This window comes from Chryseobacterium sp. UF-290, from assembly GCF_058245615.1.
Genome location: NZ_JBSICB010000001.1, coordinates 494,294 through 512,655 on the forward strand (window position 1 = coordinate 494,294; position 18,362 = coordinate 512,655).

Sequence of the window (18,362 nt, forward strand, 5' to 3'; positions counted from 1 at the left end):
TATGGTCAGAATATTTACTCTTATTTTTATCTGGCTGCTGATCTTTTTCAGCAGTATGCTCTCTGCCCAGACCACTCTACAGAACTTTACCCTGTCCGGGAATATCAGATCCGATAAAGCGGAACAGATGGAGATCAGCCTCCTTGATGCTGATAATAAGCTAATCAAAACCGAAATTGCCGATTCCGGTGGTAGGTTCAGTTTTAACAATGTAAAAGAAGGAACTTATCATTTAAAGATTAGCAGGAACGGTTCTGAAGTGTATCATGCGGAAAATATTTCGTTAGCGGAAAATACGGTTCTCCCTTCTATCGACCTGAACGTAAAATCAATTGAAGGGGTAACGATCACCAAAACCAAACCTCTGATAGAAAGACAGGAAGGGAAAATGATCATGAATGTGGAGAACAGTATAGCCAGCACCGGAAGCTCAGCTTTTGAAGTCCTGGAGAAGGCTCCGGGAGTCAATATTGACAGCAATGACAATATCATCCTGCGTGGTAAAGGCAATCTCCTGGTACAGATCGACGGTAAAAATACGCCGATGACCGGAAGTGATCTTGCCAACTACCTGAAAGGAATTCCATCCTCTACCATTGAAAAAATAGAGTTCATCACCAATCCTTCTTCCAAATATGATGCGGCAGGATCTGCCATCATCAATATCAGGCTTAAAAAGGAACAGAGAAAAGGAACCAACGGCAGCATTTCCACTTCTTTGGGAACAGGGAAATATGTAAAGAACAACAACAGCTTCAGCATCAATCACAGAAATAAAAAGGTCAATATCTTTGGTAACTACAGCTTTGCTTACAGGGAAGCATATAACGGACTGGTACTGGACAGAAATTTCTACGAAGCCAACAATTTCCAAAAAGCCTATATACAGGATAATTATATGGAATTCAGATTCAACAATCACGTTGCCAAAACCGGTATGGATTATTACCTGAATGATAAGAATGTTCTTGGGTTTTCCGTAGGTTTTGTGTCTAATAAGTTCAATGTCAATGGTGATAATTCAAACCTGACGCTGGGCAGTGACCGCCTTCCTCTAAGTTCATTCATCACAGAAAACAGATCGAATGACCGCTGGACCAATATTTCTCTCAATCTGAATCATAAATACACGATCGATTCCCTTGGGTCTGAAATATCAACTGATTTTGACTACATCAATTATTCAAATTCTTCTTTACAGAGCTTTGATACAAGAACTCATGAAATAGCCAGCGGTATGGACAATCTCGAGATCATTAAAGGTGATATGGACGGAAAACTGAATATCTATTCCTTAAAATCGAATCTTACCAAAAATTTCAAGAACGACTGGAAGCTGGAAAGCGGTATTAAGACCAGCTTTGTAAAGACTGACAATGACCTGAAATTTTTCAATGCCAGCACAGGTATCTCTATTCCTGATCTTTCGAAGACCAACCATTTTATTTACGAGGAAAACATCAATGCCATCTATGGAAATGCCTCTAAAAAATGGCAAAAATTTAAGGTGACCGGTGGCGTTAGACTGGAAAATACCAATGTAAAAGGAACACAGCTGGCCACCAGTCAGATCAACAAACGAAATTACACCCAGCTGTTTCCAAGTGCCGTTGTTTCCTACGATCTGACAGAGAAAAGCAACCTTGAAGCCAATTTCAGCAGAAGAATTACCAGGCCAAGCTACAACCAGCTGAATCCTTTTAAGTTTTATCTTGATCCTACCACCCTGAAAGCAGGAAACCCGGATCTGAACCCACAGATCACAATGAACTATGAGTTGACATACGGGCTGAGCAATAAGTATTTCGCAACATTAAGCTATAGTAAAAATTCTGATAATATTACAGATATTTTAAAGCCTGTAGTGGAAAACGGACAAAATATAACGGTACAGACTATTGAGAATCTCAACTCAGCTTCTTATTTCGGACTGTACCTGATCGCTCCGGTAAAGGTGGCCCAATGGTGGGATATGAACAACAGCGCCAATTTCTATTATGGTTCGTACACAGGAAATGTCTCCAATACAGAGATCAACAACAAAGGGAATTTTACTTTTAACATCAACAGCATCCATTCATTCAAGCTGGGTAATGGCTTTACAGCTGAAGTTACCGGAAATTATAGGGCAAGGGAAATCTATGCCTTCCTCAATGTAAGTCCTAACTGGTACCTGAATATAGGGGCCCAAAAGAAATTTAAGAATAACAGCATTCTGAAGTTTTCCTTCAATGATGTATTCTTTACGAGCAATATTAAAGGGCAAACCGTTTACAACGGCTATATAGAGAACTTTGCGGTAAAAAGAGATTCCCGTGTGGTGACGCTTGCTTACACTTATAATTTTGGTTCTTCCAAAAACGGACAGCCGAGAAAGACTGGTGGTGCTGAGGACCTTAAGCGGAGAGTCGGAAATTCCTGATAGAATAATTTTTATCTGATCTCCCGCTGATTTCACAGATCATACAGATGACTATAAAAAATCTGCATAATCGCCTGGACTTGAGAGAATACAAAGATCAATTGCTTTAAGACACAAAATTATCTTTTTATTGCCACTAATGCACGAATAAATCCATTCGCATTAGTGACTAAAAACAAAAGATTCTGCATCTTAAAAACAATATCTGTTAAAGCCTCTTGTTGTTATTGTGCTAAAAACAAAAATCCCTCATAAAACTGAGGGATTTTCTATATCTAAGAATGAATCTTAATTATGCTTCATTAGAAGGCGCCGGATTTTCAGCAGGTTTCTCTCCCTGTGGCTTTCCTTGTCCTTCCGGTCTTGGTTTTCCTTCCGGTTTTGGAGGTCTTGGTAAAAGAACTTTACGGGAAAGCTTCATTTTCTTACGGTCATCATACCCCATGAACTTCACTTCTACTTCATCACCTTCCGTATATGGAACCTTATCTAAACGCTTCCACTCAATTTCTGAGATATGAAGAAGTCCTTCAGTACCTTTAGCGATAGCAACAAAAGCTCCGAAATCCATTACTTTCACTACTTTACCTTTGTAAACTTCACCTACAACCGGTACAAAAGTAATTTCATTGATCTTAGCAATCGCTGAATTGATCTTTTCTCTGTCTGTTCCTGCGATTTCGATACGTCCGATCTCTCCGATCTCTTCGATAGCGATAACAGTATCCGTATCTTTCTGTAATTGCTGGATAATTTTTCCACCAGGTCCGATTACTGCGCCAATGAAATCTTTCGGGATCTCCATTACCACCATTTTCGGAGCGTGAGGCTTCACGTCTGCTCTTGGCTGGGAAATGGTTTCTGTGATTTTATTTAAGATGTGTAATCTTCCGTCTTTAGCCTGCATCAAAGCTTTCTCCATGATATCCATGGAAAGTCCCTGGATCTTGATGTCCATCTGACAAGCTGTGATACCGTCTGCAGTACCTGTTACTTTGAAGTCCATATCTCCAAGGTGATCTTCATCTCCTAAGATATCAGAAAGTACAGTCCATTTTCCTGATTTTTTATCAGTGATCAGCCCCATTGCAATACCGGAAACAGGTTTTGTAATCTGCACCCCTGCATCCATTAGCGCTAATGTTCCTGCGCACACTGTTGCCATTGAAGAAGAACCGTTTGATTCTAGGATATCGGAAACAATTCTGATCGTGTATGGATTTTCTGCCGGAATAACGGCTGTTAAAGCTCTTTGAGCCAGGTTTCCGTGTCCTACTTCTCTTCTTGAAGTCCCTCTTAAAGGTCTTGCTTCACCTGTAGAGAACGGAGGGAAGTTGTAGTGCAGGAAGAATCTTTCATCGTGCTGCGTCATTACGCTGTCGATCATGTTCGCATCTTTTACAGAACCTAGTGTTACGGCAGTCAGTGACTGGGTTTCACCTCTTGTAAAGATCGCTGAACCGTGAGCTCCAGGAAGATAGTCGATTTCTGACCAGATCGGACGGATTGTCTGTGGATCACGGCCATCAAGACGGATATTGTCTTCAAGGATCATCTGACGCATCGCTTCTTTCTCCACGTCATGGTAATATACTTTAACGAAAGGAGTTACTCTTGCCAATTCCTCTTCATCTTCAGCATACTGTGCCAAAAATTCTTCAAGAACCGCTTTGAATTTTTCTCCTCTTTCTTCTTTATTGGATGGAGTTCTTGCTACTTCATATACTTTGTCATAGCACTCTTTCCATACTTTTTCACGAATTTCTTCATCGTGCTCTTCATGGCTGTATTCTCTTTTAGGGAAAGACTTTCCTACTTTCGCAGCTAATCTTTCCTGAGCTTCGATCTGCTTTTTGATCTCCACGTGAGCGAAGTTGATTGCTTCAAGCATTTCCTGTTCAGAGATCTCCTTCATTTCTCCTTCTACCATTACGATGGAGTCTTTAGTCGCTCCAACCATGATATCGATATCAGCTTTTAACAGGTTTTCATAGCTTGGGTTAACAGACAATTCTCCGTCGATTCTTACTACTCTTGCTTCAGACATTGGTCCGTTGAAAGGAATATCTGTAATAGCGATCGCTGCAGAAGCTGCCAGACCTGCTAATGCTTCAGGCATTGTTTCTTTATCATAAGAGATCAATGAGATCATCACCTGTACTTCCGCATGGAAATCTTCAGGGAAAAGCGGACGCAATACTCTGTCCACCAATCTCATGGTAAGCACTTCATCATCAGATGGTTTTGCTTCTCTACGGAAGAAATTTCCAGGAATTCTTCCACCTGCGTAGAACTTTTCTCTGTAATCTACCGTTAAAGGTAAAAAGTCTACACCAGGATTTGCTTCTTTATTGGCTACAACAGTTGCTAAAAGCATTGTTCCGCCACATTTTACCACTACAGATCCGTCAGCCTGCTTAGCAAGCTTCCCAGTTTCGATAGTGATTTCCCTGCCGTCTGCAAGGGTAATCGTTTCTGTAAACGCTTGAGGTATACTCATAAATTTGCTTCTTTATACTCCGTATTGAGTATGATTAATATTTAAACTCTTTAAATTTTCGTTTGCAAAGGTACTATATAATAATGATATATTAAATTTTCGTTTGCATAAATCAGGCATCAAAATACAAAATTTTGGCTATCCGTTTTGTGAAAGATTCAAAAGTTTCTACCTGTATTCGCCACTTATTTATTATCCGGAAAAATAAAAAACTGTTTTTCTGAAGATATTATATTGAAAAATCCTGCTGTTTTTGTATTATTGTCTCAAAAAGTGAAAATAACATTTAAGACCGATAAAAAGTATATATTTTCGTATAAAAGAAGTCAAAATAATTGCAAAACCATAGGCTGATCCCTATATTTGCCCTACTTCACCCAATACCATGCTGTAGGCAAAAAAAGTTAAGGTCTTGTCCTTACCACAGATAAATAAATGTTTATGATTAATAAAGAAGTACAACCACAAAGCAGGAATTACACGGTTCCGTTGATCACCATCACCCTGCTGTTTTTTATGTGGGGATTCATTACGTGTATGAATGACATCCTGATCCCCTATCTGAAGCAACTCTTTAAGCTCACCTTTTTTGAATCCATGCTGGTACAGTTCTGTTTCTTCGGAGCTTACTTCATCGGGTCACTGATCTATTTCCTGATCTCTATCTCCAAAGGGGATCCTATCAACAAATTAGGGTATAAGAAAGGAATTTTATTCGGGATCTTTCTGGCTGCCTTAGGCTGCATCCTGTTTTATCCGGCGGCTACATTTTCTTACTATCCCCTGTTTTTAGGAGCTTTGTTTATTCTGGGACTGGGCTTCACGGTATTGCAGATTACGGCCAATGCTTATGTTTCTTTATTAGGGAGTGAAGAATCCGCTTCCAGCCGTTTGAATATGACACAGGCATTCAATGCATTCGGAACCACCATTGCCCCGGTACTTGGAGGCCATCTTATTTTTGAGTTTTTCTCATCACCGGACGGATCTTTCAGTGCTGTAGCGACCAGGATTCCTTACCTGATCTTTGCCGGAATCCTATTATTGGTAGCCCTATTGATTTCCAGGGTAAAGCTTCCGTCATTCCGGATGGGAGAAGAGGAAATCGTAAAAGGCTGGGGAGCTCTTGAATTCAGTCATCTGAAATTTGGAGTATTTGCCATGTTCTGTTATGTAGGGGGAGAAGTTGCGGTAGGAAGTTTTATCATCAGTTTCCTGGAGCAGCCACAGATTATGGGTTTTAATGAGATCATCAGTAAAAATTACCTTTCACTGTATTGGGGAGGAGCCATGATCGGCCGTTTCCTTGGGGCTATCTCTTTAAACCAGTCGTTGAGTCAGGAAAAAAAGGCTATTTATATGCTGGGAGCAGCAGCAGCCGTTTTTCTTGTGATCTTCAGTATCGTTAACCTTAGCTTTGCCCAGATCAGCTTTTTCCTTGTTTTTATTGCTCTTAACTTCATTGCCTTTTTCGTTGGTAAAGCTGCCCCGGCAAGAACTTTATCGATCTTTGCAGCAATCAATGTTGTACTATTGATCTCCGCCATGGTAAATCACGGAGAGCTGGCGATGTACAGTATTCTGGGTATCGGAATTTTTAACTCCATCATGTTCTCCAATATTTATACCCTGGCGATCTCAGGATTGGGAAAATATACCAGTCAGGGATCTTCTCTGGTCGTCATGGCTATTCTGGGAGGAGCAATCGTCCCTATTATCCAGGGTTATCTTGCTGACCAGTTTGGGGTACAGCATTCTTTTATCATTCCTGTGTTCTGCTATCTTGTCATTCTGATCTTTGGGGCTTATTGTACCAAATATCTTGGACATGTAGAAAATACGGAAGCAAAATCAGGTCATTAAAATATATGATCTAAAATAAAAATAACAGAAGGCTTTCTCAAATTGAGAAAGCCTTTTTTTTGCCACGAATGCACGAATAAAAGAAAAATTTGTGCATTCGTGGCAAAAATATAAAATAAAGAAAAACGTCTCTTTTTTTCATTGGCATCAAAGTGTAACTTTACTCCGAAAAATCCTACTTATCCAATATCACTTAAGCCTATCCTATGAAAATCCAGCTAAAACTTGAATATGCAGCATTCTTAATTTTAGGAATCCTTGCTTTTGCCCAAACGGAATATTCCTGGTGGTGGTTTGCAGGTCTTTTCCTCGCACCTGATATTTCCATGCTGGGATATACGGTCAATACTAAAGTGGGAGCATTTTTTTACAACCTTTTTCACCACCTTGGAGTGGCTATCATTGTTTATCTTGCCGGTACAGCTTTATCTCTACCCTATTTACAGATGATTGGGGCCATCCTATTTTCTCATTCCGCTTTTGACAGAATTTTAGGCTATGGTTTAAAATATCCGGATAGTTTTCAGAGTACGCATTTGGGGAAAATTGGTAAGAAACATCCTTAAATTATGATAACGTATAACTTTAAATAGTAAAAACCAGAAAGAGTTCAAATATCATACGCCAGCTCTTATTGATGAGAGTTATTTAAACTTGATTATTTTATTTTCTTCCTGATAAAGGTATAACCAAGCTTCCACTCAAGATAATTGGCCACATGCATGTCATATGCATTAATTCCAAATGAAGCAAACAACCTGTCCGTAATCTGGTACTGTAAGGCTATTCTCTGGAAAAAAATGGAATTATCATATTTTCTCTGCTTTTTGGCAAGATAATATCCTGCTCCGAAATTCACATATAATCTTCCCATGATCAAACGGTAAGAAGGCATTATACTCAATAAAGGCTGATCAGCTGAAAACCGTTTTTTTTGATAGAGTGTACTATCCGATACATACATCTCATGATTATAATGATCATCCATCGTAATTCCCACCCCGATTCCATATGCTGATTTCCGGGAATACTGCCGCATGTACAATACTTCTGTTCCATACACAGAATAATTAAATCCTGAATAGTAATTCTTCAGATCTCCATGACTCTCCCCTCTGTAAAAAGCATTCTTACGGCCTCCGAAGACAGAAACTTCAAGAGAGGTATATTTTTTATTATCAACAGCAGCGGTATCTGATTTTTGAGGCGTTATCCGTTCAGGATAATAGGTAAGGCTAAGCTGTGGTGCTATTGTATTCAGTCCTTTATTAGGTATCTTTAAGCCTCCGTTGGAAAGATGATTGAATTTGAAATTCAATCCAATATCAAAGTGTTTTCCCAGCTCATAATAAATTCCGGTTCCCAGGCTGATAAACATATTGGTTCTCGATCCCAATGAAATATTATAGTACTTTTCATCTTCATCAAAAGGCCTGGCATTGAATGAAATTCCAAAATTCACCGTATGAAACCATTTGAGCTTTCCCCATTGCTTTATTTTGGCATTATAAATTCCATATATGGCAAAAGGACTTTTCATTTCACGGTTTTTCATAAAATCAAAAGCAAAAAAACCGATCCCATACTGTGGATAGCTGAAGTCTTTTTCCCACTCATTTTTTCCTGTCGGCTGCTTCATTAACTGAAAGGAATACCCCCTGTAATTCCTGTTCTCATAATCCTGCAATGCAATATTAGTGGGCAGGATCGTTCCATATTCGACTCCTGCAGAATAGATAAGGGTTCTTTTGGGAAGTGAGTCATTTTTTTGGGCTTTGCAGAAAAATACCGCTACAAGGAAAAATAAATAAAAGTGCTTCAAAACAGTAAAATAATTTAAAAGCGGTAAATCTAGGAATCTATCGAATAAAAATCAAAAAAAACGTCATAAAAATAATGATTATGTTTATTTTAAATAGTATTACAACACATAAACGTAAACTAAAGCTCTATTTTATAAAAAGAATTAAAAAAATAAATACAATGACAGGCGGTCTCTGGCATTATCTGCGGCTCGTGAAACTTCATAAAAAAAGCAACCTCTTTCGAAGTTGCTTTTTGTTTTTGAAAATCTTTATAGATTATTTTCTTAAACCTAGTTCAGCGATGATCGCTCTATATCTTTCGATATTTTTATTTTTAAGGTAATCTAGTAATCTTTTTCTTTTACCTACCAATTTAACCAGAGATTTTTCAGTGTTGAAATCTTTGTGGTTGCTCTTTAAGTGAGCAGAAAGGTGGTTGATTCTGAAAGTGAAAAGTGCGATTTGTCCTTCAGCACTTCCTGTGTCCTGTGCAGATTTTCCGTGTTTTGCGAAAATTTCCTGCTTTTTTTCTGTTGTTAAGTACATTCCAATATTGTTTAATGATTATTATGTAACGGCTGCAAAATTACGACTATTTTTTGATTCTGCAAACATTATTGATTTCATAAATCAAAATTGATAGAAAAAAATGTTAAAAAAATCTTAATAAATTTGATGTAATCCAACGAAAAGGCAGTAATTTTGCATTCGAATTACAAATGAGAAAAATTATATTCTTTACAGCAGTGATCACTTTTTTATTCATCGGTTTTACTTCGGTAAAAGCACAGAAAAGTGCTGATGATAAGATAAAAAAAGTTCTCTACTTCAATCCCGAGGTAGAGCCCGATATTGATGAAATAAAAGATCCTACCAATACTGCTTTTTTCGATGCCGTTTCTGACAATTTCAGCGGAAGAAAAAACAAAATGCTCCGGGCTGAAGTTCAGGTTCCCTTTGACAGTATAGATAAGCAGACCATCATGGATTACTGTGTCAACAACGATGCTGATTTTGCCATTGTTTCCAAAGTAAGGTATTTCAAAGTAGGTCTGGGTAAATATGTTTTCTCCAATCAGGTTGTGGTAAGCATGAAGCTTTTCGGGGCTGATGGTAACCTAGTCACTGAAACCGACTATGATACCTACAGAAAAAACATGCGTTTGCTGGGCTCTACGGTCAATTCCATTAAAATAGGAACGGACGGTGCTATCAAAGGAATCATTAAACAACTGAGAAAACTGAAGCCTACGGAAACAGAGCTTTGAAGTTCAGGGTTTAAAGTTTTGTGGTTCAGAATTTAAAATTTCAACGGTTTTACTGTTATTGGCGATTTGCTCGAATTATGGAGCTCATTTCTATCTGCTTGATCTATCCGGTACCTGAAATCTCATTTACTCTTGATTGCTGCCTCCCATTGATGTCTTTGTACCAAAACTAATTCATAATTCTATTCCCGTCATTCATAGACTCTTCCCTTCCGAACATCTTCAATTTGCAGATGATGCTCAGGTCTTTCATTACTTTAGTTTTACATTACATCCAAACCGCTATGAAAAGTTCAAATTTAAAAAGACTGAGCAGGAACGGTCAGAAAGAGATTCCGGGAGGAGGCAAAGGACTTCAGAAATGTAATTATTCATTCGAATGTCCGGGTGGATCATGCTGTGGAAAAGTCTGTGTTTATTACGTATCTCCTGAGCTGTAGTATTTTTTTCGTAAAATACAAAGTCTTTGCTATTATTTTACACAGGCGCTTTTTCCATTACAATTCCAACAAAATATATCACAAACTCCTGAATACCATATAAATAAAATCACCAAATGATGAATAATTGAAAAATATTCATTACTTTAGTATTTACATTAAAATCTAAATCATATGAAAAATTTAAAGAAACTCAGTAGAGAAGCTGCAAAACAAATTAATGGAGGTATCGGACCTACCAAATGCAGCGAAACCAGACCATGTTTTATAGGATTTTGCTGCAGAGGAGCCTGTATGGAATACGCCTGCATTGAAGAGTAAATCCGGCATCTTGTCTCCTAACATCAAAACTCATCGGTATGAAAAACTCAAACTTCAAAAAGCTCAACAGAAACGAGCAAAAGGAGATCAAGGGCAGCGGTCCGATCAAAAAATGCAGTACCAGCGCACAATGCGATCCTGGTCAGTGCTGTGAAGGAGGAATGTGTATCTACTCTCCTGTTATACAATGCGAACCTATTTTTTGATTAACGCAGGCCATTTATGATTTTTTAAAATTTAATTTTTAAACATCCGCTCCGGCGGGTGTTTTTTTATGCTTATTCTGAAGCGTTACATTTTAATTAATCCTTAATTTTCCCAGTTTATTACTCAGTCTTAAAAATTTGAATTATTTTTGCATATCCAAAAATTTCACGTTTTGAATTCTAGAGACGAACTTATCTTCAACCCTGCCGATATTGCCGAAACTCTTAGCAACCTTCCTGCTGATGAGAGGCTACTCGCGTTTTTGAAAGTTCCGAAAGAATACAAAGCAGAAGTTTTTTCGCACCTTGACCCTGACTTTCAGGAAGATACCATCAGAAGTATCGGAAGCGATGAAGTTTCTGAAATTCTGAATGCCATGACTCCCGATGACAGGACAGCTCTTTTCGAAGACTTTCCGGATGAGCTTATCAAGTATTCTATCAATCATCTTAATCCACAGGAAAGAAGGATCGCTTTAAAGCTCTTGGGATATAATTCAGATTCTATTGCCCGTCTGATGACCCCTTATTACATCCAGATCCGTAAGGAATGGACGGTAAAGCGATGCCTTCAGCAAATAAAAAAGGTAGGAAAAAGAGTGGAAACCATGAACTACCTGTATGTAGTGGATGAAAGAAACCGCCTGATCGATGACCTTGCCATCGGAACGTTACTGCTGGAAGAAGAAGATACGCTGGTTTCTGATATTACGGATAATCATTTTGTAGCGATCACCACAACCACTTCCAAAGAAGACGCGGTCACCTACTTTGAAAAGTATGACCGTGGCGCCCTTCCTATCATTACGGAAGCCGGTGTTTTGGTAGGAATTGTGACCATTGATGACATTCTCGATCAAATTGAACAGCAGAATACGGAGGACATCCAGAAATTCGGGGGATTGGAAGCCCTTGATCTTCCCTACACCCAAACTTCCTGGACCGAAATGATCAAAAAAAGAGCGACATGGCTGATCATTTTATTTATTTCAGAAATGCTTACCGCTTCGGCAATGGGATATTTTGATAAGGAAATTGAAAAAGCTGTTGTATTGGCTCTATTTGTACCGTTGATCATTTCCAGTGGAGGAAATTCCGGTTCTCAGGCCGCAACCCTTATTATCCGGGCCATGGCCCTTCAGGAAATCGGGCTGAAAGACTGGTGGTACGTCATGAGAAAAGAAATTATTTCAGGAATATGCCTGGGAGTCATCCTGGGAGCCATCGGATTTATCAGAATTATGCTATGGCAGCAGGTAGGGCTTTTTGATTATGGTCAGTACTGGGTATATGTTGCATTAAGTGTATCTGTTTCCCTGATCGCCATCGTATTATGGGGAACTTTATCCGGTTCTATGATCCCGTTTGTTTTAAAGAAATTAAAGCTTGACCCTGCCACTTCTTCGGCTCCCTTTGTAGCAACATTAGTGGACGTTACGGGGCTGATCATCTATTTTACGGTAGCCGGACTTTTCTTAACCGGAAAACTTTTGTAATTTTAGGCATCATCTAATATGCCAATATGAAAATCGTTTCGCTTGTACCCTCTATTACTGAGGCTTTATTCGATCTGGGACTGACTGAAAATGAAGTTATCGGCAGGACAAAATTCTGTATTCATCCTAAAGACAAAGTAAAGAATGTAGCCATAATCGGCGGTACCAAGAACATCAATATTGAAAAGATCAAAGCTTTAAATCCGGATCTTATCCTTGCAAATAAAGAGGAAAATGTTAAAGATCAGGTAGAAACTTTAATGGATGATTTCAAAGTAATGGTAACCAATGTTGAAACGATTGAAGACAATTATTATCTCTTAAAAAATCTAGGAAAGCTCTTCGGTAAAGAGGAAAGAGCCCAGGCTTTCAATCTTAAAATTTATGATATTCTCCATCAGGCAAAACTGGACACGCCTGTAAAAGCAGCTTACCTTATCTGGAAAAACCCTTATATGACGATTGGCTCTGATACTTTTATCCACCGGATCTTATCGGAAATAGGATTTGAAAATATATTTAAAGGGCAGACAAGATATCCTCAAATAACAACTGAGGATCTGGCCGATGCTGATCTTATTATGCTGTCATCCGAACCGTTTCCTTTTAAAGAAAAACATATTGAGGAGCTAAGGGTACTTTATCCTGACAAAAAGATTATGATCGTAGATGGTGAGGCGTTTTCGTGGTATGGAACGCACATTGCAAAATGTGAGCATTACTTTAAAGAATTGCTGACAGAGATCCATATGACACAGAAAGGCTGATTTTTTATTATCCTTAAAAAGCATAGAAGTTTTGTATTATTCTATAATTTTTGGTACATTGAACTGTCCTTATTATAAATTAATACTTAGTCCGCATGTCTGATACCACTATATTATCCGAAGGAGCAGAATTTGATCACGTAATACAAGAAGTCTCAAAATATATCCACCTCTATGTAATGGCGTTTGAAAAAAAAGAAAGAACCATTACACGGGTAGACAAACGGGAAAGAATGTATGGCGGAAACGGAACCGTATATATGATACAAATGTTCGATCAGAAGGAATTAGCCAATAATCGTCTGGCTGCTTATATGGTTTTATTGAACAAAGGTGACGAATCCGGATTTCATACTCACAATGAAAGAAATGAGGAAGAGCTGTACGTCGTAGTACATGGAACCGGAGAATATCGTGAAAGAACCGGAACACAAGGACCGGTGCGCAAAAAAATACTCCAAAAAGGAGATATTACAGCCATCAGCTCTATAGGCTATCATTCTATTGAAAACACAGGTAATGAGCCTTTAATAATGTTTGTCATCACTACTAATAATCCATAATAAATGAATTGCAAGCCTGAATTCAGCAGATAATAAACAAAACTCCCGCTTATAAAAGCAGGAGTTTACTATATATTCTCGTAGAATCTTAATTACAAAATTTTGGAAACTTCATTACAAAGCCATTCCAATAATTCACGGTCTTCAGCAGTAAAAGGATCTATAGTGTGGGAATCAATATCGATCTGGCCAATATTCTTTCCATCTTTAAAGATCGGAACTACGATCTCTGCTTTTGTATCAATTGAACAGCTTAAATAGTTACTTTCTTCATGCACATCAGGAACAACAAATGTTTCATTGGAAACAGCAACCTGACCGCAAATTCCTTTTCCATAAGGAATAATGGTATGATCTGTAGGAGCTCCCACATAAGGGCCTAAGATCAATTCATCCTTATCCCCGTTTTTGAAATAGAAACCTGTCCAGTTGAAATAGGAAATTTCCTGATCCAGCAGGTGGCAAACTTTTTCAAGCTTTTCTTCTGTATTATGTTTAGGACTTTCAAGAATTGAGGAAAGTCTTTTTTTTAATTCTGACATTGTATTTATTATTTTAAGAGAATTGTTTTAAGGAAAGCTCTTCTTTGTAGCCGAACATTCCACGCTCTTTGATCATTTCTGCCACACCGTCCGGAACCTGTGTTTCCCAGCCTTTGATACAGCATGCTATTTTTCTCAGTATTTCTCTCGAGTAAATTTCCAAGAAGTCCGGATTATAATTGGTAATATCTACAATACGGTTGTTACGTTTGAAATACTTGTATAATTCTTTAAGGTTCTCCTCCACTTTAAGGTTTGAAGAGTCCAATAGCTGATGGGTTTCAGGGTCTTTATAAGGATACAGATACACTCTCATCCCGTTTCTGAAAAATTTACCGAATGCTTCCAGAATTCCACCTGACAAATCTTTATAATACTTCTCATCAAATACCATCAACAGGTTATTTACTCCCATTGCCACTCCGATGTTTCCGCCTGTATAAGAGGCAAAGTAATCGATCAGCCTGTAATATTCAGAGAAGTTTGAAATAATAACGGTATATCCCAGTTTCCCCAGAATATCTACCCTATCCAGGAAGTCCCTTTCATCAATATCTCCGTCTGCTCTGAGGTTGGAGATAGTAATCTCAATAAGGACTTCAGTTTCTTCATGGGTACAGATGGCGTCTTTTAAGAACATATCCAATCCATTCTGAAGCATATCGATATTGACTTTAGTTACCGGTCTGAAGCTTCCTCTTACAGCAAAAATATTTTTCTTATATAAAACGTCTGCAGGAAGCATATTATTGCCCTGAGAATTGAAAATCACAGCGTCTGTCATCCCGTTTTTCACAAGCTGTAAAGACATCAGCCTGTTATCTACATAGGCGAAAGCAGGTCCGCTGAAATCGATCATATCAATTTCCAGATTGTCTTTTGCGATATCATCGTATAATGATTCAACCAAAGTTCTTGGATTATCATAATAATTGAAAGCCCCAAAGATCAGGTTTACTCCCAGATTACCTAAGGTTTCCTGCTGCAGAGTAGCATCGTTTTCCTTGAATTTTACGTGAATTACGATCTCATTATAATCTTCATTTTCTTTTGTCTGAAAACGGATTCCTACCCAACCGTGCCCTCTAACGGTTTTATCAAAGTTGATCGTCGTTACAGTATTCGCATAGGAAAAGAATTTACGGTCAGGATTATTATCCCTTGAAATCCTCTCTTCGATCAATGCTACTTCATAACGAAGCATTTTGCGAAGCCTGTTCTGGGTAACATACCTGTTTTTTACTTCTTTTCCGTAAATGGCGTCACTAAAATCTTTGTCATAAGCAGACATTGCCTTAGCAATTGTACCGGAAGCTCCTCCTGCTCTAAAAAAGTGACGAACAGTTTCCTGTCCTGCTCCAATTTCTGCGAAAGTACCATAAATAGTAGGATCTAGATTAATTGTTAATGCTTTTTGTTTAGGAGTTAGTTTCTGATACATTAGGACATTAAATTTTTTGTAAATTTACCAAAATTAAACCAACCTCAAAACAAAATGAAGTTGAAATTTTTAGGAACCGGTACTTCCCAGGGCGTGCCCGTTATAGGCTGTACATGTGAAGTGTGTACTTCCGAAAATCCCAAGGACAAACGTTTACGCTCTTCCGTGATGGTAACTACGGAAGAAAATAAAAAAATACTCATCGACTGCGGTCCGGATTTCAGGCAGCAAATGCTTATCAACCATGAACATAACGTAGATATTGCGCTGATTACCCATGAACATAATGACCACGTGATCGGGCTGGATGATATGCGTCCGTTAATCTTCAAAAGTGGAAAAGATGTTCCTCTCTACTGCTACTCAAGAGTTGCCCACGAGATTAAAAACCGCTTTCCCTATGCTTTTGCAGACGTAAGATATCCCGGAGCTCCCGCATTTGAACTTCATGAAATAGAAAACAAACCGTTTCGGGTTTTAGATACCGAAATCACTCCTGTTGAAGTAATTCATTATAAAATTACCGTTTTTGGATATAAGTTTAAAAACCTGGCTTATATTACAGATGCCGGCTTTATTTCTGAAACAGAAAAGGAAAAACTGAAGGATCTGGATGTCCTGGTCTTAAACTGCATCAGAAAATTTGACCCGCATCCCGCTCATTTTATTCTTCCGGACGTTATTCAATTGTTTGAAGAACTAAAACCTAAACAATTATTTTTAACCCACATCAGCCATCATTTAGGCGTACATGATATTGAAGATAAACAACTTCCCCCCGGAATGCACCTTGCCTACGACGGTTTGGAAGTAAATTTCTAAAAAAATTCTGCAAAAAAACTTTTGAGTTTTAATAAAAGTTTCTATATTTGCACACCGATTTACAGCAGCCCAGGTGGCGGAATTGGTAGACGCGCTGGTCTCAAACACCAGTTCTTAGGAGTACCGGTTCGATCCCGGTCCTGGGTACAAAAAACCTCTGAAATCATTTGATTTTCAGAGGTTTTTGATTTTTTAGGGTGGTTAAAAGGGTGGCAAAATAATTAATTGAAATTATGATTTAATAATTTTAATTAATTTGTCTAGCAAATACTCTGCTGTTAAATCCTCTTCGTCTTTTAACATTTCAACAAATTTTGCTTCAATTGCAATAGTAATTGCCAAAGAGCTGTCAATTAGGCTTTTAAAAAATGCTATATCTGGAGGGGATATTGAAAGTTTTGTTTTAAAAAAGTCAAGATCAATATCTAGAATATAGTTTTTTTCCCATAGAATAGGGTTAACACAATTATCAAAAAACTCAAAGCAAGGCTTCAGGTTTTCAGTATTTATAACACTATTACTTTCTTTTACACAAATTGAATTTACAATAATTCTTTGACCTTTATATTCTTCATCAAAATTAATTGTATAAACTCTATTTTTTCTCCAAAACGAATCATAACTGTATATTAACGCCTTCTCAATATATCCCAGCTTCAGTGCTGCATCAACATGCTCATCATTCTTTAATTCTGAAATATTATTAAAGTTATTTTCTTCAAGCTCTAATAATAACTCTTTTTGTATTTGTAAAAATTCCTCTTGTGATTCGGGCTTATATTTACTACCAATGCCATTAATTTTGCTTTGGAAGGCACAATGTACATCTGTATGATGATCAAAGGAAATAAGATATGGTTTAATATTTTTAAACCTACTCCAAAATGGCAATACTTCATTGTGTTTTTCAACAATATAAATTAATTTTCCACGATGTTCAAATTGTGCTGTCATAGTAACTAAATTTTATTCTCCAAGAAAATAGATTGAGTGTAATGGAAGGTGAACTTTCTGAGCGTCATCGAGTTTATAATAATATGACTGCCATAAAGAAATCAATCTTTCAAAGTCTATTAGCTCAATATGCTCTCTTGATTCTCTTGCTTCTTTTATAGCCGGTTTTGAAAATGTGCCAGAAGTTACAAATATTCCAACATCTGAATTACGTTTTAATGTTCCAGCAAGTTTTTGCACTTCATCAGAGGAAACAGAGTCAGTAGGTCTATGCTTAACTTGTACTATTATTCTTGGTTGGCTTGTCCCAAGAGGATCTGTATAAGCTATAATATCAATCCCTCCATCAGGTCCCCTTTTTGCGACATCAGAGATATAATATCCCATTGCTTTTAGTAACTCAGCTATAAGATCTTGAAATTCATAAGGATTTTTAGCACAAATAAAATTACGAATACCATTAGAAGCTTCCTCCTCATACTGACTCAATAAAGATTTTTGAATTTGTATACTATCCTCCTCACTACCATCACTTAAATCATTTTCAATCGTATCTGATTTACGTTTACCATCCCATTCTCGATAAAATTTTGTAGCAGTAGATAAAAGCTTCTCTGGTCCTAGGTTGATTGCTTTTTCTCCCTCTTCGGTAAGAATCCAAATTCCTTTTTGTTTACGTAAAAAACCAGCCTTCATACAATCAATAGTATAAAAGTGTAGTATCGATTCCCATCTTATATAACCTGTTTTTTCATATCTGTGACTTTCATATTCATCAAAAGTAACAGTTTTGCGAATTTTATCTACAACATCTCTTCCTCTCATTTCACCTCCATTATCTTTTATGATTTTGAAAGCTGCATAAATGGTCTTTTCAGCTATTTTCTTGGATTTAGATTTAGACATTTAAAATGTATAGTTTTATTGTTTTTATGTTTAATCTTGTGTTGTT

At 37.6% G+C, this 18,362-nt stretch carries 18 protein-coding genes and 1 tRNA gene; 12 read left to right on the forward strand and 7 right to left on the reverse strand.

Annotated features, from left to right (window positions below):
• Position 1: 1 nt before the first annotated feature.
• Positions 2-2,422 carry a TonB-dependent receptor domain-containing protein gene (locus AC4IF5_RS02145; protein ID WP_490731231.1) on the forward strand — a complete coding sequence of 807 codons (2,421 nt, stop codon included), beginning with the start codon at positions 2-4 and terminating at the stop codon, positions 2,420-2,422.
• Between the two features lie 292 nt (positions 2,423-2,714).
• Here the strand turns inward: AC4IF5_RS02145 and AC4IF5_RS02150 are convergent, their stop codons facing one another.
• Entirely contained in the window at positions 2,715-4,922 is a 2,208-nt protein-coding gene (locus tag AC4IF5_RS02150; protein WP_490731233.1) for a polyribonucleotide nucleotidyltransferase, read from the reverse strand.
• Between the two features lie 441 nt (positions 4,923-5,363).
• Between AC4IF5_RS02150 and AC4IF5_RS02155 the strand changes: the two genes are divergently transcribed.
• Positions 5,364-6,785, forward strand: a complete 1,422-nt coding sequence (locus AC4IF5_RS02155) for a sugar MFS transporter (RefSeq protein ID WP_490731235.1) — start codon at positions 5,364-5,366, stop codon at positions 6,783-6,785.
• Between the two features lie 206 nt (positions 6,786-6,991).
• Positions 6,992-7,351 carry a DUF4260 domain-containing protein gene (locus AC4IF5_RS02160; RefSeq protein WP_490731237.1) on the forward strand — a complete coding sequence of 120 codons (360 nt, stop codon included), beginning with the start codon at positions 6,992-6,994 and terminating at the stop codon, positions 7,349-7,351.
• A 92-nt stretch (positions 7,352-7,443) separates the two neighbouring features.
• On the opposite strand, the gene AC4IF5_RS02165 is transcribed toward AC4IF5_RS02160, so the two are convergent.
• A complete protein-coding gene (locus AC4IF5_RS02165) occupies positions 7,444-8,607 on the reverse strand; it encodes an acyloxyacyl hydrolase (RefSeq protein WP_490731239.1) in 1,164 nt (387 codons plus the stop codon).
• Positions 8,608-8,866: 259 nt separating this feature from the next.
• Complete coding sequence (gene rpsO, locus AC4IF5_RS02170; protein ID WP_292014268.1) at positions 8,867-9,136, reverse strand: 30S ribosomal protein S15; 270 nt, start codon at positions 9,134-9,136, stop codon at positions 8,867-8,869.
• A 173-nt stretch (positions 9,137-9,309) separates the two neighbouring features.
• Here rpsO and AC4IF5_RS02175 point away from each other — a divergent pair, with 173 nt between their 5' ends.
• From AC4IF5_RS02175 to AC4IF5_RS02205, 7 genes are all read left to right on the forward strand, one after another.
• Positions 9,310-9,858 carry a pyruvate decarboxylase gene (locus AC4IF5_RS02175; protein ID WP_490731241.1) on the forward strand — a complete coding sequence of 183 codons (549 nt, stop codon included), beginning with the start codon at positions 9,310-9,312 and terminating at the stop codon, positions 9,856-9,858.
• A gap of 284 nt (positions 9,859-10,142) precedes the next feature.
• Complete coding sequence (locus AC4IF5_RS02180; protein ID WP_490731243.1) at positions 10,143-10,298, forward strand: hypothetical protein; 156 nt, start codon at positions 10,143-10,145, stop codon at positions 10,296-10,298.
• Positions 10,299-10,472: 174 nt separating this feature from the next.
• A complete protein-coding gene (locus AC4IF5_RS02185) occupies positions 10,473-10,619 on the forward strand; it encodes a bacteriocin-like protein (RefSeq protein WP_490731245.1) in 147 nt (48 codons plus the stop codon).
• Between the two features lie 38 nt (positions 10,620-10,657).
• Positions 10,658-10,825: a bacteriocin-like protein gene (locus AC4IF5_RS02190; RefSeq protein WP_490731247.1), complete on the forward strand. Its 168-nt coding sequence runs from the start codon at positions 10,658-10,660 to the stop codon at positions 10,823-10,825.
• Positions 10,826-10,998: 173 nt separating this feature from the next.
• On the forward strand, positions 10,999-12,321 hold the full coding sequence (gene mgtE / locus AC4IF5_RS02195; protein WP_490731249.1) for a magnesium transporter: 1,323 nt from the start codon (positions 10,999-11,001) through the stop codon (positions 12,319-12,321).
• Positions 12,322-12,347: 26 nt separating this feature from the next.
• Entirely contained in the window at positions 12,348-13,088 is a 741-nt protein-coding gene (locus tag AC4IF5_RS02200; RefSeq protein WP_490731251.1) for an ABC transporter substrate-binding protein, read from the forward strand.
• A gap of 95 nt (positions 13,089-13,183) precedes the next feature.
• Positions 13,184-13,651, forward strand: coding sequence for a cupin domain-containing protein (locus AC4IF5_RS02205; protein ID WP_490731253.1), 468 nt, complete (start codon positions 13,184-13,186; stop codon positions 13,649-13,651).
• A gap of 92 nt (positions 13,652-13,743) precedes the next feature.
• On the opposite strand, the gene AC4IF5_RS02210 is transcribed toward AC4IF5_RS02205, so the two are convergent.
• Both AC4IF5_RS02210 and AC4IF5_RS02215 read right to left on the reverse strand, forming a co-directional pair.
• Positions 13,744-14,193, reverse strand: coding sequence for a GAF domain-containing protein (locus AC4IF5_RS02210; protein WP_066695598.1), 450 nt, complete (start codon positions 14,191-14,193; stop codon positions 13,744-13,746).
• Positions 14,194-14,206: 13 nt separating this feature from the next.
• Positions 14,207-15,634 (reverse strand): TonB-dependent receptor, encoded by a 1,428-nt coding sequence (locus AC4IF5_RS02215; RefSeq protein WP_490731256.1) that lies wholly within the window; start codon positions 15,632-15,634, stop codon positions 14,207-14,209.
• A 54-nt stretch (positions 15,635-15,688) separates the two neighbouring features.
• Here AC4IF5_RS02215 and AC4IF5_RS02220 point away from each other — a divergent pair, with 54 nt between their 5' ends.
• Together AC4IF5_RS02220 and AC4IF5_RS02225 are read left to right on the forward strand one after the other, a co-directional pair.
• Positions 15,689-16,456 (forward strand): MBL fold metallo-hydrolase, encoded by a 768-nt coding sequence (locus AC4IF5_RS02220; RefSeq protein ID WP_490731258.1) that lies wholly within the window; start codon positions 15,689-15,691, stop codon positions 16,454-16,456.
• Between the two features lie 67 nt (positions 16,457-16,523).
• Positions 16,524-16,603: transfer RNA gene (locus AC4IF5_RS02225), tRNA-Leu, on the forward strand.
• Between the two features lie 84 nt (positions 16,604-16,687).
• Here the strand turns inward: AC4IF5_RS02225 and AC4IF5_RS02230 are convergent.
• Positions 16,688-17,410, reverse strand: a complete 723-nt coding sequence (locus AC4IF5_RS02230; RefSeq protein ID WP_490731260.1) for a hypothetical protein — start codon at positions 17,408-17,410, stop codon at positions 16,688-16,690.
• Between the two features lie 12 nt (positions 17,411-17,422).
• A complete protein-coding gene (locus AC4IF5_RS02235) occupies positions 17,423-18,316 on the reverse strand; it encodes a restriction endonuclease (RefSeq protein ID WP_490731262.1) in 894 nt (297 codons plus the stop codon).
• Positions 18,317-18,362 lie beyond the last annotated feature (46 nt).